This is a genomic window from Flavobacterium movens (genome assembly GCF_039581425.1).
Classification (GTDB): domain Bacteria; phylum Bacteroidota; class Bacteroidia; order Flavobacteriales; family Flavobacteriaceae; genus Flavobacterium; species Flavobacterium luteolum.
In genome coordinates this window covers 1-16,854 of the sequence record NZ_JBCPXY010000016.1, presented here as the reverse complement: position 1 = coordinate 16,854, position 16,854 = coordinate 1, and the positions used below count along the sequence as shown (strand labels likewise).

The following is a 16,854-nucleotide window of genomic DNA, read 5'->3' as shown; positions in this document are numbered from 1 at the left end:
ATTGCATGAGCTTTATGGATAATACTTGAAATAAGGGAAGATAAACGGCTTTGGCTTTCCTTCAGCTAATCATCTATCAATAAAAAAAAGTCCTATGAAGATAATCATTAAAGCATTTTTTGACGGCAGGTTTGTCACCAAGGAGGATGCCGCGACCAAATATTCCAAACACTTTCCCGATGCTTTGGAAGTTTCAAAAACGGTCAATGAGCTAAAACGCAGTAAAGTGAGCAATTGGGGATACATCGTCCTGATAAGCGAGCAGGGAATCTCAACAAGTCCGATCACAGTCGATGAGCTGAGCATAGAATATTAGCCAATGCTGGAAATATGGGAATTTCAAAAATCGTTATTTTTCGGGGCATCCGAAAAACATCTTTTTGATGCCGAAGCCGGTTTATCCAGAATTTTCAGAGCAAGGGAGAATTGAAGAAAAAGCATGCGCTTATGCGGAAATTATTGCCTGCCGTTTTTCATTTTTATTCAAAGCAGCAGGCAGATCGTCTTAATATGCCCAGTTATTGAGCATGAAATGGTGTGCTGTTTAAATAAAATCCGTACATTTAAAGGCAATTGGCCGCTCGAGGGATATAATCCAGGCGGTTTGTCGATTTACAGAGACTTATACTTTATATGGGCTTTTGCAGATTCATAGATTCTTGTTTTCTGCTGCCGCCGCAAAAAAAAAAGGGACATGTGCAAATTCCAAGACTGCCGGAAGCTTATTTTAATAGCTGATGATGATGAAGACGACAGAATGCTGTTCTTGGATGCTGTCGCGGAATTGGAGCTGTCGGCTGCCGTTGAGGCGGCGCGTGACGGGCAGGAACTGCTCAATGCACTTCATAAGACGCTGCAGCGTCTGCCGGATCTTATTTTCCTTGATATCAATATGCCGATCAAAAACGGATTTGACTGCCTTGCGGCAATCCGAAGCGGGGAAGACGCTCTGAAAGAAGTAAGGATCATCATGCTCTCCACCAGCAGAAGCCCCGATAATATCGAACTCTGCCATAAGCTCGGCGCTGATTTCTATGCCGTCAAGCCAAGCACTTTTCAGGGGCTGAAAGATCTGCTGCTGAAAATATTTGAAATGGACTGGGACGGCGGACAAAAAAACAGCGGAAAATTCCTGCTTGCCTAAGGGGATATCGAGCAGTCAAGCGCCGTTTGCAGGGATGCTGCCACGATTCTGCCAAGATTTTCGATAATGGAAATACCCGTCTGACACCTTTGGCATAAGACGGGCCTGTCCATAAACATAATCTTCCGCAATATGTTTATTTGTATGGTTTTTTTGGATCCAGAACTTTCAATCAGTAAAATGCAGAGTCCAGATTTTTATCAGAAATGACAAGCTGATTTTTACTGGATTCTTGATATCTTATGTGATCTTCAGAACTGGGCCGATGCAAAAATCGCTAAAAATCGCTAAAAGAATTTATTGAATTGCTTCTGATTCTTATATATTGCCCATCTGATGATCCGATTTTAAGGCTTGCCATTTTATAGCCTGCTCGGGTTTTGCTGTTTATATATAGGGCAGACTATAGGAATTGGGGCATGGGGAGCCCTGCTGGAACTTTATTTTTTTGCTTGGCGCAAGGGGGGCATATCTCCAAAGGGCCCTGGAGAGCGTCAGCCGTTTATTTTTTCCCTGTGGTAGCGCGAGAGCCATTTTTCCATTCTCTGGACCAGCTCGATTTGCTCAGGATCCCCTGCGGGGTCGCAGAGGCCTGTGAGGGTCCTGTGGTAAATGAATTTTTTATCCTCGAACAGGCAGGTGAACCTGGGGTGCTCGTTGTGGGATACCAGCCATTTATCGCCGTCTTGTTTTTTTATTTCAAACTTCTTCATTTTCATTATCTCTGTAACGGCTCCTCTAAAAGCCATGGATGTTTTCTGCAGTGGCGCTGATAGGGCGTTATGGAGTGCAAAAATAAAAAAAATATTGCTGATGGCCGATAGTTGATTGTGTCTGCTGTTGTTGTTGTTGTTGTTGTTGTTGTTGTTGTTGTTGTTGTTGTTGTTGTTGTTGTTTTCTTTAGATTGTATATGATAGTATTTTTTGGGAGCTTTTTCCCGCTATGCGCTTCAATCTTCTGCGCGGACCCCGCCGCAGAAGGATTTCCGCTTCTATCGGGGCTAGAGGCCCAGAAGGCTCTGTTTTGTATTTGGAGAATTTAGTTGGCAGTAAAGCATATCGATGAATTCAAATTTATGCAATATCATTAAGATATTCCATTTTTACAGCTGAAAATTCTTAATATTTGACCGCCTGAGATAGCCCTTGCGCTACTGAATTTTAGTGAGGCAGCTGTTTAAAAATTTAACAGAACATTTTCTTTTATGCTCGTGCAATTGAAAAATTAGCTAATTTTATAGGTAACATTAAATACAGTGCTGTATGGATATTGATTATCAGGACCCTAATGTTTTTCAGGTCGACTATATATACCGGATTCAGACCTTTGAAAAGTACCTCCAAAGTGAGGCGTCTTCATCGCAGCATTATGCGAAATATAAAGCCGGTCTGATACCTGATATTTTTTACCGACATAACGTGCCGGGAGTTCTGGGGCTGTTCGAAAAGGAATATCTGGAGATAAGATCCGGAATTGAAAGGTATGAAATGGATAACCATAATGATTTTCCCATGCTCAAATCGTTTGTAAACACGGAACGCGAACTGCGAAAGATATTGGATCCCGGCCAGCTTAAAGATTATAAGGCCTTATTGGAATTGTCGTTTGAGAATCAGAAGCTGGATGCAAAAGCCGCGGCAGTGAGCCGTTTTTTCCTTTCCGGGCCGATACTGGAGAGCTATATATTTCAGGCTGAAAAGATATTCGGAGAAGGAATTCTTGACTGATTTTGGCATTTTTAAACAGATTTCCAAAATAAATGGCCCGCCGGCCTTTTAATCTCCTAATTTTCGATTTATGGAACTGCATTTTGAAGATTTTGCCCTGACCATAAGGGCCGGCGATCTGGAGGTGCCGTACGGTCTAAGGGACGAGGCTTTGTTTTTATCGGTCCGCAGCCATTTAACAGAATTGCTGGTCGGCAGCACTGAAATTTTCTGCTTTGGACCGGCGCCCGACAATACAGCTGACGGACAGGACGAGCTTCTGGAAAACGGCGTGTTTTACCGCATCATCGCCTATGAAAAGAATTTGGGGATCGATAGGGCAAGTTCTGCCGAAGAAATTCTGAAAGCTTACTTGTATCTGGTTGAAAATTTCGAGCCCAGATGGACTGCAGTGTTCACCGAGCAGGGAGCGGCCAAAAAAGAAGTGACAATTGAACTGCTGTATCAGCAGGTATTCTGAAAGAGCAGATTGATTTGAATTTTCTCCTGGTCAAAGCAATGCAAGTTATAGATTTAGTTTGGAAAACAGGTTCGTTATGGATTTAAATGAAGGTATTGAAAGATTTCTGCGGGCACAGCAAAATGTGTACCTTCAGGCACTGGATGAAATTAAAAGCGGAAAAAAGCAGAGCCATTGGATGTGGTTTGTATTTCCTCAGATCAGAGGCTTGGGATTTACACAATACAATGTGTATTTTGGATTAAAAAACCTTGATGAAGCAGGGCAGTACCTTAATGATCCGGTACTTGGAAAACGCCTGATCGAAATTTCAGAAGCGCTTCTGGCCCAAGATGGCAAAACGGCACTGGAAATTTTTGGAAAGCCTGACCAGCGCAAGCTCAGGTCCTGCATGACGCTGTTCAGCAGGATTCCCAACGCAGATCCAGTTTTTCTAAAAATATTGGAAAAATATTATCACGGCCAGATGGATGATAAAACCATAGCAATATTAGAGCCGCAAAATCAGCAGCGGTAATTTTAATGCGTTTGCTTACTCTCGGCTGATGGCAGCTGCGGGCTGTCAGATCTCAAAGGTCAACGTATATTATCCTTACGTTCTCCCGATGCTCATCGATCAGCCTGTCTATTTCATCCCTGAGCTCCATGTACTTCTTTGTGGATTCTTCATTTTCCTCTTTCCTTTCGATTTCAAGCCTTTCGCTTCTCTTTCCGGGAGTTTCCTGAACCGTTGCAGTGTGCACAAAATCTGCCTGCTGATCGGCTGCTGCCGTATTTTCCAGCGCATCTTTCTGCTGCAGCACAACAGTGGCTTTTGCATTTCTGCGGCACAGCAGAATATAATCTTTCAACAGGGCGATGCACCTGTGGACGTGCTCGCCAAAACCTGAGTCTTCGTCCAGGAGTTCATGCGGATAGGTGTAATTGATGATCTCCATTCTGGAGTGCAGGTCAATTTTGAAGTAATCTATAAATTCCCCATTTGTAACTCCGTTAAACTTATCCATTTCCATAACGTTGTTTTTTTAGATTTGAAAACCGACCAGGTTTCCCTGATAGGGAAAAGCGAAATCCTCAATTTTAGCCGACTGGTCCAGCCATGCGGATTCGTCCTGGCGTTTGAGCATAATGGGCATCCTGAGTTTATGGTTATGGATATACTGCATCAGATCATTGGCTTTTGTGGTCACCATGGTATAGGTGTTTTTTACCTCATCTGTAAGGGGATCGGTCCAGGTAGAATACAGGCCTGCAAAAGTGAATATCTCATCGTCCTGCGAATTTATCTGGTATTTGTCCTTGCTTTTTCCCTTCACATCGTTCCAGTGCCATTCGTAATAAGCCGAAGCGATTATAAGGCAGCGGTTATGGGTTATGTTTTTGAATGAGGCTTTCTGGTCAATGGACTCAATCCTTGCATTGAGCGTATTTTTCCTGAACTCGATATCCTTTGCCCATGACGGAAGAAGCCCCCAGGTGTAATCGGTTGTGATCAGGTTCGGGGACGAGTTAAGGATAATGGGAATGTTCGGATGCGAGAATCCGTTTATAAAATCAGACTGCAGATAGGTTTCCTCGTTGTCGAGCTCGGCATTAAATCGTCTTTTAAGATCCTCTATCGAGGCATTCTGCTGGGTATAATAACACATAATTTTCCGTTTTAAGGCTGTTTTAAAATGTCTTATCCTGACACAAATATGCCCTTCGCAGGGCTTTCGTCTTTTTAATTTCGCTTAAGTTTGACAAAACGATCTTATGGAATCTTGCACAATAGACATCAAGCGTATTGAAAGGCTAATAAATGAAAATAGGCAGCGAAAGCAAAAGCTTTGGAAAAGAAACAGCAGAAAACTGATGAATGGCATGCTTGTTTTCCTCTTTCTATTTTTGCTTCTCTATCAAAATTAATTCATTCATAGGACATTGCATAAATAAATATTCAAAATTTCATCCTGTGGCGCGGCAGATTGATTTCATGCTCCTGCGGATAAGGCTGGCGATGGGTGCTGCTGACATCCTGCTTGATATTGTGCTGTGTGGTATACCTTTTATCAGAGTCCGAATATCTGGGATCAGGGATAAATGGCATTTTCGCCATTCTGGATATGGTGATCGTCGGGAAATGATAGTCAATTTCCACGGTTCCCAAAAGCAGATAGCAGCCTCCTCCCTGAAATGGATTATTTGCCAGACTGTCCGGAAAATGCGCCGTATCAAAATAGGCTCCCTCATGATCGATCCATGTGCCGAAATACATATTGCCCCTTTTGGTGGGCACCTGTTTGGTTGAGATCAGATAGGCCAGCATGCGCACCTGCTTTTTATGGTATTTCAGAAGGTCTCGCACCATCACGTCCCCGCGGTGTCTGGTCTGCAGCAGATCAAAAACGGTGCAGGAAACCGGAAAATTCAGAAGCTCTATCTCATCAAAGGCATCCTCAAATACCGAGCGCTCCAGAACAGGCAGCTTGAATTCTTTGGCGGGCTCCCTAATCAGCATAAGCCCGCGGTTCTCGGGCTTGAAGTTGTTCATTAGAAGGCTTACCTGCACCAGCAGCTGGTTTTTTGTTTTTCCCGTAAAGCGGAATGCGCCTATGAAAATGAGCACCTTTACATTCTCAATGCCCATCGGCACCCTGTTTATGAAATCTTCCAGCGATTTATAGATGCCGTTTCTCTCGCGTTCATAGGCGATGAACTGAGAGAGTTTGGAATCCAGACCCTGCAGGTGCATAAAACCCAGATAAATATCGCTGCCGTACAGAGATGTCTCATATCCGCTTTTGTTCACGCACGGGGTATGGATTACAGCGCCGGCCATCCGCGCTTCGTGCACATAGATTTCAGTTCTGTAAAAACCTCCCTGATTATTGATTACGGCAACCATAAATTCAACAGGGTAGTGCACCTTTAAATAAAGGCTCTGATAGCTTTCTACGGCATAGGAGGCAGAGTGCGCCTTGCAGAACGAATAGCCTGCAAAGGATTCTATCTGGCGGTAGATTTCCTGGCTCAGTGCTTCGGGATGCCCTTTTGCGGCAGCTGCAATAAAGAAATCATCCTTTACTTTCTCAAGTGCCGCTTTGGAGCGTCCCTTGCCTGACATGGCACGCCTTAAAATATCTCCGTCGGCGGCCGAGAGCCCGCCGTAATGCAGGGCAATTTTGATAACGTCTTCCTGATACACCATAATGCCGTAGGTTTCTCCGAGCTCGCGCTCGAAAACCGGATGGAAGTATTCAAATTTTGACGGGTTGTTATGGCGAAAGATATATTCCTTCATCATTCCCGACTGCGCCACGCCGGGACGTATAATGGATGATGCCGCCACAAGGGTTTTATAATTATCGCATTTCAGACGGCGCAAAAGTCCCCGCATCGCGGGGCTTTCGATGTAAAAGCAGCCGATGGTTCTCCCTTGGGCAAGATACACGTTTGCGGAGGGTTCGTTTTTTGAGATTCCCGTATCGCGGATATTGATGCGGATTCCTCTGTTCTGCTCAATTATTTTCACGGTGTCATCAATATGCCCGATGCCTCTCTGGCTGAGGATGTCAAACTTGTCAAAACCGATATCCTCTGCCGTATGCATATCAAAGAGCACGATTGGAAAACCTTTTGGGGGCATTTCCAGCGGCGTGTAATTGGTCAGCGGTTCTTCCGATATCAGAATCCCGCAGGAATGCATGCTGCGCATATTTGGATATTTCTCGAGCATCATACCATACTGCTGCACCAGTTTTACTATGGAATTGGTCTGGTGGAGCTTCATGGGATTTTTTGCCAACATATCCAGCTCATCTTTGGGAAGTCCGAATACTTTGCCCACCTCGCGGAAAATAGAGCGGTATTTGAATTCCACATTGGTGCCGCAGAAAGCCACATTCTCGTAGCCATAGCGGTCGAAGATGTATTTCAATATCACATCACGCTCTTTCCACGACCAGTCGATATCAAAATCGGGAGGGCTCTTGCGGTTTTCATTCAGAAACCGCTCGAAATAAAGGTCAAGCTCCAAGGGGCAGATGTCGGTTATTCCAAGACAGTACGCTATAATGCTGTTGGCGCCCGAACCCCTTCCGATATGAAGAAAACCACGGCTATTGCTGTAGCGTATGATGTCCCAGGTGATCAGGAAATAGCCGCTGAATTCAAGATGATTGATGACTTTGAGCTCTTTTTCCACACGCGCTTTTGCTTCGGCGTTATGTCTTCCGTAACGCCATATAAGGCCTTCTTCGGCCAGGGTGGTCAGAAGGGCAATGTCTCCCGCTTTATTTTTGGTATAATGCTTTTTGTTTTTCGGAGTTTCAAAATCATACTGAAAATTACAGTGCTCGATGATGTATCGGGTATTCTGGATAATCTCGGGATAATCGTTATATAGGGCGATAAGTTCCGCTTCGGGAATCATCACATCGGATTTTCTGCAGCAGTCCTCAGCTGTGAGTTTGGACAGCAGTTCATTGAGGTCAACCGCGCGCAAGATCCGGTGCAGGTTGTATTCCCTTTTAGTTCTGAATACCACAGGCTGCAGGATAACCATCTTGGAAATCTTCCTTTTAAGTTCAGCTGTAAAAAGCCTTGTGAGCTCCTCGGGCCGGATGCCGATAAATTCGTTCTCGCCGAGCTCAGCCGGCGCATTTTCCATACCATAGATAAAATATACGGATTCCAAAGCAGGAGCTTTTTCAGGCAGGGGAGCGCCGCTGAAATTGTGATCGGTCAGAAAGCGGTTCATCCGGGCAAGTCCTGCCGCATTTTTGGCAAGCCCGATATATCTAAATTTATGCCTGCAGCGGAATTCTATCCCGACAAGCGGTTTTATGCCTAAGGCTTCACAGCCTTTTATAAAATCATAAATCCCTGTTACTGTATTGATGTCGGTCAGAGCTGCTGCCGAGACACCGCAGTCCGCTGCCTGTCTGATCAGATCATCCAGCGGAATGGTGCCGTAGCGCAGGGAATGAAAAGAGTGGCAGTTGAGAAACATGATTTATTTTTTGCGTTTTAGAATTTCGTCTTTAGTATTGGGCTTGAAAGAGGCGCCGGCGCATCGCATCACCGCATCAAAGCCGTAACGGGTCTTCATTCTGTCCATAGCTTGATACAGGGCAAGCATTTCCTCGGTGTCATTGAAAAGGTCGATCTGATAGGTTCCCCTGACAAGGCCGCTGAAGCGCACCCCGATAAGGCGCAGGCGCATGCGACGCTGGTAGAGCCTGGTAAAGAGATCCGTGACGGTCTGGGTCAGGATATGATCGGCCGAGGTGTACTGGACTCTTGACTGTTTGGTTTCGGTATCAAAATTGGCGTACCTGATCTTCACGGTCACCGTTGAGGCGAGCCACTGCTCGGCGCGCAGCTGATAGGCCAGCTTCTCCACCATGCCCTGCAGGATGCGGTTTAGTTTCAGCACATCAATGGTGTCCTGTGAAAAGGTATGCTCGGTTGAAATTGATTTTCTTTCCGTGTAGGGCTCTACAGGGGTGTTGTCAATCCCGTTGGCTTTTTTCCAGAGCTCTGTGCCGTTTTTGCCGATCATCTGCTGCAGGGATTCGGCAGGCATCTCAGAGAGCGTCTGGATAGTGCGGATGCCGATCCGCGAAAGCAGCTCAAAGGTCTTCTGGCCGACCATCGGGATTTTTCTAATCGAGAGCGGATTGAGAAAAGACTGAACCATGTGCCCCGGGATCTCAAGGTTCTGCTTCTGCTTGCCCTCGCCGGTGCCGATCTTCGAAACGGTTTTATTCACCGACAGGGCAAAGGTGAGGGGAAGCCCCGTTTCCTTTGTGATGCGATGCGCCAGTTCATCGGTCCATTTGTAGCTGCCGTAGAAACGGTCCATGCCGGTAATATCCAGATAGAACTCATCAATGGAGGCCTTTTCCACCACAGGGGCTTTTTCCTGGATTATTTCGGTAATATTATGGGAGAGTCTCGAATACAGCTCCATGTCGCCTTTCATGATTTTTGCCTGGGGACAGAGCTTCATGGCCATGTGGATCGGCATGGCCGAGCGCACGCCGAATTTTCGGGCCTCGTAGGAGCACGATGCCACAACGCCCCGGTCACCGCCGCCGATAATCAGCGGGATTCCGTTAAGCTGCGAATTAGTCAGTCTTTCACACGATACGAAAAACGTGTTCATGTCAATATGTACAATGGCCCGGTCCATGATCTGTTCATTTTTATACAGATCAAAATTAGTACAGATTAGAACAATTTTAAAGTTTTGTGTGTTACAAATAGCAACAAAATTTAAAAAGCCTTGTTTTTCAGCAGGTCCGAAGCAGAGAAAAAAACGTGCAGAAAAGCTTTATTCAGAATTTACATCATATGGATTTCTGGCTGCAGACACCTGCTGATCCTCTTAAAGGGATTAAACCGATCCTGCGGACTGGCAGCTCAATTTTATGCTGTCAATTCCGGCACATTCCGGATCCTTAAAGATTTTCTGAACGGTGTAATGGAAGTTGGCCTAAAGATCTCTGGAAGAAATAAAGCAGATTCCCTTGTTTTCTGAGACAGCGCTTCTCCTAAAAAAAAGCCCTGCGATTCAAATTGCAGGGCTTTTATATTTTAAAATCATCGAGGTTTTATCGGTGCGTATCCTATACAGCGGTTTCTTCGTCTGAAACTGCCTGATTCGATGAGTCCTGCGGTATATCCTGCGAAGCCGTATCTGGGGCTGGAGCCTGCGCTGCGGGAGTTTTTTTCATCAGGATGTAAAAATCCCTCAGGTGCCAGAAGGCGGGGCATCTCTCCACAGGGCCGCTGAAGTTTCTGATGGTCAAATAGCAGCTCCTTAGGAATATCTGCGTATCGGTGATATTGGCCCACTCGGTGAGCCTTACTTCTTTAGGCGGGGGATTATGCTCAAAATAGCGTTTTATCTCTTCAGGATTCATGGGGCAAAATTAGGCAAAAAAACCTGTCCTGTCAAGGGATTCGGGGGAACGTCTCGGGATTTTTTGAGTTGTTTCTGCGCATTTTTTTTAAGGGAGCTCATGCTCACTGGATTGCCTATCTGTTTATTGGAGTTTTTATTTGGTATTAGTTTTTAGGGCTGGTTTTTTGAGAGCTTTTTCCCGCTATTCGCTGCAATCTTCTGCGCCGAACACCGGCGCAGAAAGATTTCCGCTGCTATCGGGGCTAGGGTTTAACTTACATATTTTTTAACAGAAGCTCGGGTAGAAATTGTCATTACCCTGCATATCAATAACAAAACTGTCATGAATATGTCAGAGATGTCAGGAAATTATCTGAAAAATATTTTCGAAATCAATATATTTCTATTAAAACTGATATTTATGGGACGTTATACTGATGCAGGGAATCTATGGCATAGATTTTGCGTTAGATAAGTGCCTTCGGAAGAGTCCGAAGGGTTGAATGTTTAAGTTGACTATTCTGCCTATCGCGACAGGCAGAATGTGATTCATGACATATACTGCAATTTCTGTACCAAAGGGAAAGAAATACTCCGCTAAGATACGAAATATCAGATATACTGTCAAGACTAAAGTTGCTTTCATAACATTTCTATTGTTTGTAAGATTTCCCAGACTCCGTCTGGTATGTCCGAGCAGGTGTAAAACATTTCTGCAAGGTTTCAAGGCACACAAAAGCAGTTCAGTCAGACTGCCGGTAATCTTGGAAAGGTTGGAATTAAAAAAGCCAATCTGAAGTGCTGAGAACACAATTCTATCAGCCAATGTGAGGATTAAGGCATGAATGGGTGTAAACCCCAAGGCGATGGAAATCGGTCGTCGGCCAAGCAATGTTTAACATTGTACATCAGCAGGTAAGGTTAATGACTGATACTGCTTTTCTGCTGGTGTCCCTATAAAAAAATAATGAATCAAGCACTACTTTTTAATGAGGATTTATGGGAGCGTTATGTGGCGAAGACTGCAGAAAGCCAGGAGAGTTTTGAGCTTAAAACTTATCCCCATTTAGATCCTTATTTTAATTTTTTTAAAAACAGCAGTGACATCAAAAAGCTTGTGTCAAATAGAGTGCTTATGGAAAAGCATTCTTTTCTTCCTTTTGTAAAAATACTTACTAAGACCCCGAGATTCAGATTTCAGGAAAACGAAAAAATGTATGGTCTGGAAACTAAAATAAGACCAATCGCTTTCGCTTCCCATTTCGACTCTTATATTTATGGTTTTTATTCTTTTGCTTTGACCGAAAAGTACCAAGAGTATATACACGAGAAAGGTTTTAGTGAATGCGTGTTGGCCTACAGATCTGATCTTGACGGGAAATGTAATATACAGTTTGCTAAAGAAGCATTTGAAGCTGTAAGGAAAAAAGCCTCGGCTAATGGACACTGCACTGCGATTGCACTTGATATTACCGGTTATTTTGATAATATTGACCATGCGATTTTAAAAAACAAATGGTGTAAAATATTAAACATTCAGGAGCTGACAAAGGATCAGTATAAAATTTTCAGATCCCTTACAAAATACAGCTATATCAGCCGAGACAGTATATTGAAGCATTTTAAAATAGATTTAAAAACAGCACCGCACTGGAACTCGCTTCTGGATCTGATACCTGACAATGCTGCCGGTCCAACGTTCAACAATAAGTTTGATCTGCTCAGAAAAAGAAATCTTCTGACGGTCAATCTTCCAAAGATTTCCCAGAGTGGTGAAAAAAGTTTCCGGGGAATACCGCAGGGCTCGCCTATGAGCGCACTGCTATCGAATATTTACCTTATTGATTTTGATGAAAAAATATTTAATCTCAGCATTGAGCTGGATTTTACATACAGGCGCTACTGCGATGATCTTCTGATAATCTGCGACTCTGAAAAAGCAGCGCATATCAATGAAATCCTTCTTAACGAAATAGCGGCGTATAAGCTGGTTATCCAAACAAAAAAAACTGAAATAATCCATTTCAGGCCTGCATTATCTGGAAAAATAAGAGGATTTAACCAGAAGAAAATTGAAAAATTTTCACCAGTTTTCACTTCGCAGAATGAGCAGCACTATTATAAGAATCTGCAGTACCTCGGTTTTGAGTTTAATGGTGTTTCAATTTATATCAGGCCAGGAAGCCTTTCACGCTATTTCAGGAAAATGAAAGGAAGGATTGTAAAGACTGTAATGATGGCGTACAGTGATAAATCAAAGAGGGATAAAATTTTAAAAAAGCAGATTTTTGAAAGATATTCACATTTAGGGAAAAGGAATTTCCTTTCTTATGCCGTAAAGGCCTCAAAAAAGCGTTATTATTCTAAATCAATGAAAGCCTATCGGGAAGGAATGGATTCCAAATCTATTAGAAAACAGCTCTCTGCGCATTTTGCAATTATGGAAAAAGAGATTTTAGTGAAATCTATCTCGCGACATGAATTTAAAGAATATATATATGCCAAAAAGAAAGAACAGGGACGTAGGGTGAGAAGAAAAAATTTGAAGTTTTAAATTTAATAAGTTTTCTGCTTAGAATTTAACTGCAATATTCTTTATTTAAGTACTTATATAATTAAATTCTTTTGTAATCTTTGAGCTATAGTAAATAGGTGAAACAGATCTTCCAACATGTAAAACTAATTTTCAATTATGGCTATCTCCAAAATCTTTTACAGCAGCCTTTATATGCTTTTAGTCATCATCTTCCTTTAATTCACTACAGATTACTCTGTTTGTATGACCTATAAAGATGCGGAATTTTCAAAGTACAGTTTGCTTTATCTCTATTAGAGAAGGCATATTTTTTTGGGAATGATAGATTGTCAATGAGTATTTTCGGCTGAACGAAAATACTATAAAAGACATTGGTTCTACTAAATTTGCAAATGGCTATAAACTTGTGTTGCCTAATGCCGCTTGTACTTTTTCTGTATAATTTTTAGAACGAAATGAGCAAATGAGCAAATTACATTTATGTTTAGTGTCAATATTTACTTCCAGCAATGTGTAATGAGATTCGTCTATAGCAACTTCAGTTTCTTCGCTTATTCGTTTAATATATTTTTTCCAACCATCATTTTTAAGAGGAATGGGAAACAATACAAACGATACAATTCCATTTTGACAATTTAATTTTTTAGCGTCATTTACTATTGATTTAATATTTTTAGAGATGCCTTTCCTGCTGCTTACTACACCAGGAATTTTCCAATTAGTATTGGAAGTTTTTAACTCTATTCTATATATGGCATCTTTAAAGGAAAAGGAAATATCGCATCGACATTGATTGTGCTCATTTTTGGTTTCAACTTCAACATTTTCCATTTTCAGGTCGGATTCTATTGAGAGTGCCAATTCAAATTTTAGCCAACCCTCGAATTTAGATTTTTTTCTTAAGAAAAACGGAAGAATATCATCTCTCTTTGTGAGGATATCCTGGATTGCGACATTGATTAAAGTTTCCATCATATGGAGTGGGTGTGTTAGGCAATTGCAGTTAACTTCTTGATCGTACAGCAGGTTTGGGGCAAAACTAAGGTTTGGTTTAGTACTTACGAAATCACACCAAATGCTAAACCAGCTTCCTAAATTAAGCCAGACGTCCAAAATGTGTTGTGGCTGTTTATTTGCGTTTTAATTTAAAGATCTTTAAATCACGATTATGACCCGTAAACTCGTAAAGGCTGTATATTTCTTTAATTTCTTCGAAATTGATATTTTGATTTTTTGCGATTTCATCAAACCAAAATTCAGAGCTGACTAATGCATCATCAAAATTTGTGTTTAGAAAATCGCATTTTTCAAACTTTGAATTAATTAAATTGGCACCTCCAAAGTTACAGTCCGTTAGATTGACTCTCACAAATGATGCCTCCTCTAAATTTGCAATATAAAAATTGCAACTGCTCATATTAGCAAACATAAAGAGAGAGTCAAAAAGATTTGTGCCGCAAAATTGCCATTTTTGCATTTCTTTATACTGAGAAAAGGATTTGTCGGTTGCAAGATAGCAATGTGACAAATCTAGTTCTTTTACTTTGAGATCGACTAGTCTTTTTATCAGGCCTCTTGTCCGATACATTGCTTCTTCAGTTTTCCAAAATTTATAATCGTTTAGTTCTTCCTGATAACGTTTTATTGTCTCTAAGCGGGAAGTTATCGATTCATAGATTGTTAGTAGAATTCCCAAAATGAGTAAGTCGAAAAGCAGCCCATGAAACTCAACTAAAATATCATGGATTTTAAAGTCCGGATCAAGTGCGTCAAAAATAATAATTAACGCTAAACAGAGAATTGTCAAAGAGACAAATAAATTTGTCTTTGATTCGAGAGACTTTTTAAATAGCTTTTTCATGATGTTGTTTTGCCTACAGGCTTTAGCTTCTTCGCTTTTGCGCTGTTTTTAAGACATAAGAATTTTAAATTATTACAATTATATCCAACCTAAATGTTTAGTGTTTATCCTGTCTGTCTCGATTACATCTATTCTTTCAATATCATTGTATTTCTTATGAGTGTTTACCTCTGCCAATGCTCTGTTTCTTGGTTTAAATCGAAGCCGGCAATGTATTATTATGTGGTAAAAGTACTTTTTTTAAAATAAAAACTCCAGTTCAGGTTGTAACCGCCTATTATGTCAAACAGCTGATAATGGCAAATCATTTTTTTCTATAAACTGCTATAACATCCGATTGTCTCTTATTTTTTAAATAATTTTTCTTGATTAAATCCCTTTGGACTGGATCAGTGATTCCATCTGCTTCTATATCCTTGTCAAGCCACTCTTCTGCTAAATCTCTCTCGCTTTGCGAATCGCTTTTATCAATATCCGCATAATATATTCTTTCAAACAGATGGCTTGGAAAAACTTTGTCTAAGTCTCTTATGGTAAAATAATGTTTGAAATAATCATTGTTATTTGAATTTGACGGATTGTTTGCATAGAATTTAACTGAATGTACGCCAACGTATATCAATGTTCCTTTTGTTGACTTGTTTGCTGTTATTTTACCAATCTCGACACATTTTTTAAGCGTGAAGAAGTGCAGTAAATTAGAGAAAATGATTAAGGAATATGTTAAGTCTGGCAGATCGTCTTTTGGGAAATTGAGATTTAAATAACTCCAGTTTTTCAGCGTAGCTGTTTTTTCGCTTTCAACTCTTTTTTTTAGGAAATCCAATTGTATCTGCTCGTTGTCGATTGCAATAATTTCCCGGTCAGTTGATAGGAAATCAAGAAGAAACGGCGACTGTCCGCATCCGATGTCTAAAATTGCCCCGTCTATCATTTCTCTCTCATATTGGCGGATAGGATTGTGCAGTTCCCGTAAAAGGTCATTATTGGTTTGTCTTTTATAAACCAATTCCCAATATAGTTTCATTGAATTGTCCATAGTTATATTTTTGGTTTTGTGTAGAATTGTCACTCACGTTCTCGCACTTGCAAATATTTTAGAATTGGAAGATGAAAGTTATGTTTTTATAGCTAATTTGCTGATCAACAATGTTTTATTTTCTCATGTTAAAATGTTTTTTCACTATGAAAAATTATAATTCGGCACAAATTCTAGAACAAAAGTCCGGGAAGGATTTGTGCTTATTTTACGGAAAACCTTATTCTTCAATATAATTTTCTCAAAAATATCAATTTTCTTATATAAAGGCTTAAGTATATATACGTGATTTCCGGTGCGAAATACTGAGTATTTTATTTTTATACTCAATTAATCTGATAATCATTCTTAGAATTCACCCTCGAAGCCGACCGCTATTCTTCCTGACTGCTCTTTATCCGCAGCATCCCGATTGCTTCCCATTTGCTTTTTATCAAAGTTCCCGTATGCTTCTGTTTTTTGTTTCAGGAGCAAAGGTAGTCCGTGCCCTTTTCCAAAAGCAAGGCCGGGCCTTTGGTCTGGCCTTGAAAATCTCCAGCCCTTCGGGTAGTATTTTCAAGGCAGAGCCCTGCTTTTGTGGGACACTCACCTTTTTATGCTCATGAAACAAAACACAGCATACTGCGGCTCTTTAGACGAATAAAAAAAAATGTCAGAAATAAGGATTGAAATATTGGAGACAGAAGTGGTAACAAAACAAGCGCCTGCTCTCATTGCCGAATAAAATTTCTGAAAAAAAATTAAGTGAAAAAAGTAAAAATAGGCGTGGGAAAGTTAAAAGCGAAAAGGAAATGCGGGGGCATTAAAAGAAAGCAAAATTTTGGGGCGGGGCAAAGCAGATTAAATGCAGGGGCGGGAAAAAAGCTAAAAAGAGGGACGGGCAAAACAGGGGACGGTTCAGAGAAGGTAAAAAAAGGGTATAGGCGGTGGGGTTTTGGATTTGGATGTGCGGAGCGCTGTTTTTCTTTAGGTCATTTTAGGCGAGGAAATTTTGAAGGGGGATTATAGCGTCGAAGGGATTGGATAGGGCATAAAATGCTCGGCAGAATATTACAGCATTATAAAAGTATAAAAGTATAAAAGTATAAAAGTATAAAAGTATAAAAGTATAAAAATGAATAAATAAATAAATAAATAAATAAATAAATAAATAAATAAATAAATAAATAAATAAATAAATAAATAAATAAATAA

16 protein-coding genes are annotated in these 16,854 nt (G+C 41.2%); 7 read left to right on the top strand and 9 right to left on the bottom strand.

What is annotated here, in order from left to right; translation table 11 throughout:
- The first annotated feature begins 94 nt into the window (after window positions 1-94).
- Together AAYQ05_RS21200 and AAYQ05_RS21195 are read left to right on the top strand one after the other, a co-directional pair.
- Window positions 95-316: a hypothetical protein gene (locus AAYQ05_RS21200; RefSeq protein ID WP_343545263.1), complete on the top strand. Its 222-nt coding sequence runs from the start codon at window positions 95-97 to the stop codon at window positions 314-316.
- A 378-nt stretch (window positions 317-694) separates the two neighbouring features.
- Entirely contained in the window at window positions 695-1,144 is a 450-nt protein-coding gene (locus tag AAYQ05_RS21195) for a response regulator (protein ID WP_343545262.1), read from the top strand.
- A 494-nt stretch (window positions 1,145-1,638) separates the two neighbouring features.
- Here AAYQ05_RS21195 and AAYQ05_RS21190 read toward each other — a convergent pair whose 3' ends face one another.
- Window positions 1,639-1,893, bottom strand: a complete 255-nt coding sequence (locus AAYQ05_RS21190; RefSeq protein WP_343545261.1) for a hypothetical protein — start codon at window positions 1,891-1,893, stop codon at window positions 1,639-1,641.
- A gap of 514 nt (window positions 1,894-2,407) precedes the next feature.
- On the opposite strand from AAYQ05_RS21190, the gene AAYQ05_RS21185 reads away from it, so the two are divergent.
- The 3 genes from AAYQ05_RS21185 (at window position 2,408) to AAYQ05_RS21175 (ending at window position 3,849) form a co-directional block, all read left to right on the top strand.
- On the top strand, window positions 2,408-2,872 hold the full coding sequence (locus AAYQ05_RS21185; protein WP_343545260.1) for a hypothetical protein: 465 nt from the start codon (window positions 2,408-2,410) through the stop codon (window positions 2,870-2,872).
- Between the two features lie 70 nt (window positions 2,873-2,942).
- A complete protein-coding gene (locus AAYQ05_RS21180) occupies window positions 2,943-3,332 on the top strand; it encodes a hypothetical protein (protein WP_343545259.1) in 390 nt (129 codons plus the stop codon).
- 76 nt (window positions 3,333-3,408) lie between these two features.
- Window positions 3,409-3,849, top strand: a complete 441-nt coding sequence (locus AAYQ05_RS21175) for a DUF1810 domain-containing protein (RefSeq protein ID WP_343545258.1) — start codon at window positions 3,409-3,411, stop codon at window positions 3,847-3,849.
- A gap of 52 nt (window positions 3,850-3,901) precedes the next feature.
- Here the strand turns inward: AAYQ05_RS21175 and AAYQ05_RS21170 are convergent, their stop codons facing one another.
- The 5 genes from AAYQ05_RS21170 to AAYQ05_RS21875 form a co-directional block, all read right to left on the bottom strand.
- Window positions 3,902-4,345: a hypothetical protein gene (locus AAYQ05_RS21170; protein WP_343545257.1), complete on the bottom strand. Its 444-nt coding sequence runs from the start codon at window positions 4,343-4,345 to the stop codon at window positions 3,902-3,904.
- A gap of 12 nt (window positions 4,346-4,357) precedes the next feature.
- The gene (locus AAYQ05_RS21165; protein WP_343545256.1) at window positions 4,358-4,981 is read right to left on the bottom strand and encodes an SOS response-associated peptidase; all 624 of its coding nucleotides are present in this window, start codon (window positions 4,979-4,981) and stop codon (window positions 4,358-4,360) included.
- A gap of 290 nt (window positions 4,982-5,271) precedes the next feature.
- On the bottom strand, window positions 5,272-8,325 hold the full coding sequence (locus tag AAYQ05_RS21160; RefSeq protein WP_343545255.1) for a DNA polymerase III subunit alpha: 3,054 nt from the start codon (window positions 8,323-8,325) through the stop codon (window positions 5,272-5,274).
- A 3-nt stretch (window positions 8,326-8,328) separates the two neighbouring features.
- Window positions 8,329-9,510 carry a DNA polymerase IV gene (gene dinB / locus AAYQ05_RS21155; RefSeq protein WP_343545254.1) on the bottom strand — a complete coding sequence of 394 codons (1,182 nt, stop codon included), beginning with the start codon at window positions 9,508-9,510 and terminating at the stop codon, window positions 8,329-8,331.
- A gap of 436 nt (window positions 9,511-9,946) precedes the next feature.
- The gene (locus tag AAYQ05_RS21875; protein ID WP_510727527.1) at window positions 9,947-10,243 is read right to left on the bottom strand and encodes a DUF6965 family protein; all 297 of its coding nucleotides are present in this window, start codon (window positions 10,241-10,243) and stop codon (window positions 9,947-9,949) included.
- 948 nt (window positions 10,244-11,191) lie between these two features.
- Here AAYQ05_RS21875 and AAYQ05_RS21150 point away from each other — a divergent pair.
- Window positions 11,192-12,778, top strand: a complete 1,587-nt coding sequence (locus AAYQ05_RS21150; RefSeq protein WP_343545253.1) for a reverse transcriptase/maturase family protein — start codon at window positions 11,192-11,194, stop codon at window positions 12,776-12,778.
- 378 nt (window positions 12,779-13,156) lie between these two features.
- Here AAYQ05_RS21150 and AAYQ05_RS21145 read toward each other — a convergent pair whose 3' ends face one another.
- The 3 genes from AAYQ05_RS21145 to AAYQ05_RS21135 form a co-directional block, all read right to left on the bottom strand.
- A complete protein-coding gene (locus AAYQ05_RS21145) occupies window positions 13,157-13,735 on the bottom strand; it encodes a hypothetical protein (RefSeq protein ID WP_343545252.1) in 579 nt (192 codons plus the stop codon).
- Window positions 13,736-13,889: 154 nt separating this feature from the next.
- Entirely contained in the window at window positions 13,890-14,621 is a 732-nt protein-coding gene (locus tag AAYQ05_RS21140; protein ID WP_343545251.1) for a pentapeptide repeat-containing protein, read from the bottom strand.
- A 304-nt stretch (window positions 14,622-14,925) separates the two neighbouring features.
- Complete coding sequence (locus AAYQ05_RS21135; RefSeq protein ID WP_343545250.1) at window positions 14,926-15,660, bottom strand: class I SAM-dependent methyltransferase; 735 nt, start codon at window positions 15,658-15,660, stop codon at window positions 14,926-14,928.
- Between the two features lie 744 nt (window positions 15,661-16,404).
- On the opposite strand from AAYQ05_RS21135, the gene AAYQ05_RS21130 reads away from it, so the two are divergent.
- Complete coding sequence (locus tag AAYQ05_RS21130) at window positions 16,405-16,668, top strand: hypothetical protein (protein WP_343545249.1); 264 nt, start codon at window positions 16,405-16,407, stop codon at window positions 16,666-16,668.
- Window positions 16,669-16,854 lie beyond the last annotated feature (186 nt).

Excerpts from the sequence above, each read along its gene's own strand:
- AAYQ05_RS21200 (WP_343545263.1), top strand. The coding sequence starts at position 95 with ATGAAGATAATCATTAAAGCATTTTTTGACGGCAGGTTTGTCACCAAG.
- AAYQ05_RS21195 (WP_343545262.1), top strand. The coding sequence starts at position 695 with ATGTGCAAATTCCAAGACTGCCGGAAGCTTATTTTAATAGCTGATGAT.
- AAYQ05_RS21190 (WP_343545261.1), bottom strand. The coding sequence starts at position 1,893 with ATGGCTTTTAGAGGAGCCGTTACAGAGATAATGAAAATGAAGAAGTTT.
- AAYQ05_RS21185 (WP_343545260.1), top strand. The coding sequence starts at position 2,408 with ATGGATATTGATTATCAGGACCCTAATGTTTTTCAGGTCGACTATATA.
- AAYQ05_RS21180 (WP_343545259.1), top strand. The coding sequence starts at position 2,943 with ATGGAACTGCATTTTGAAGATTTTGCCCTGACCATAAGGGCCGGCGAT.
- AAYQ05_RS21175 (WP_343545258.1), top strand. The coding sequence starts at position 3,409 with ATGGATTTAAATGAAGGTATTGAAAGATTTCTGCGGGCACAGCAAAAT.
- AAYQ05_RS21170 (WP_343545257.1), bottom strand. The coding sequence starts at position 4,345 with ATGGAAATGGATAAGTTTAACGGAGTTACAAATGGGGAATTTATAGAT.
- AAYQ05_RS21165 (WP_343545256.1), bottom strand. The coding sequence starts at position 4,981 with ATGTGTTATTATACCCAGCAGAATGCCTCGATAGAGGATCTTAAAAGA.
- AAYQ05_RS21160 (WP_343545255.1), bottom strand. The coding sequence starts at position 8,325 with ATGTTTCTCAACTGCCACTCTTTTCATTCCCTGCGCTACGGCACCATT.
- dinB (WP_343545254.1), bottom strand. The coding sequence starts at position 9,510 with ATGGACCGGGCCATTGTACATATTGACATGAACACGTTTTTCGTATCG.
- AAYQ05_RS21875 (WP_510727527.1), bottom strand. The coding sequence starts at position 10,243 with ATGAATCCTGAAGAGATAAAACGCTATTTTGAGCATAATCCCCCGCCT.
- AAYQ05_RS21150 (WP_343545253.1), top strand. The coding sequence starts at position 11,192 with ATGAATCAAGCACTACTTTTTAATGAGGATTTATGGGAGCGTTATGTG.
- AAYQ05_RS21145 (WP_343545252.1), bottom strand. The coding sequence starts at position 13,735 with ATGATGGAAACTTTAATCAATGTCGCAATCCAGGATATCCTCACAAAG.
- AAYQ05_RS21140 (WP_343545251.1), bottom strand. The coding sequence starts at position 14,621 with ATGAAAAAGCTATTTAAAAAGTCTCTCGAATCAAAGACAAATTTATTT.
- AAYQ05_RS21135 (WP_343545250.1), bottom strand. The coding sequence starts at position 15,660 with ATGGACAATTCAATGAAACTATATTGGGAATTGGTTTATAAAAGACAA.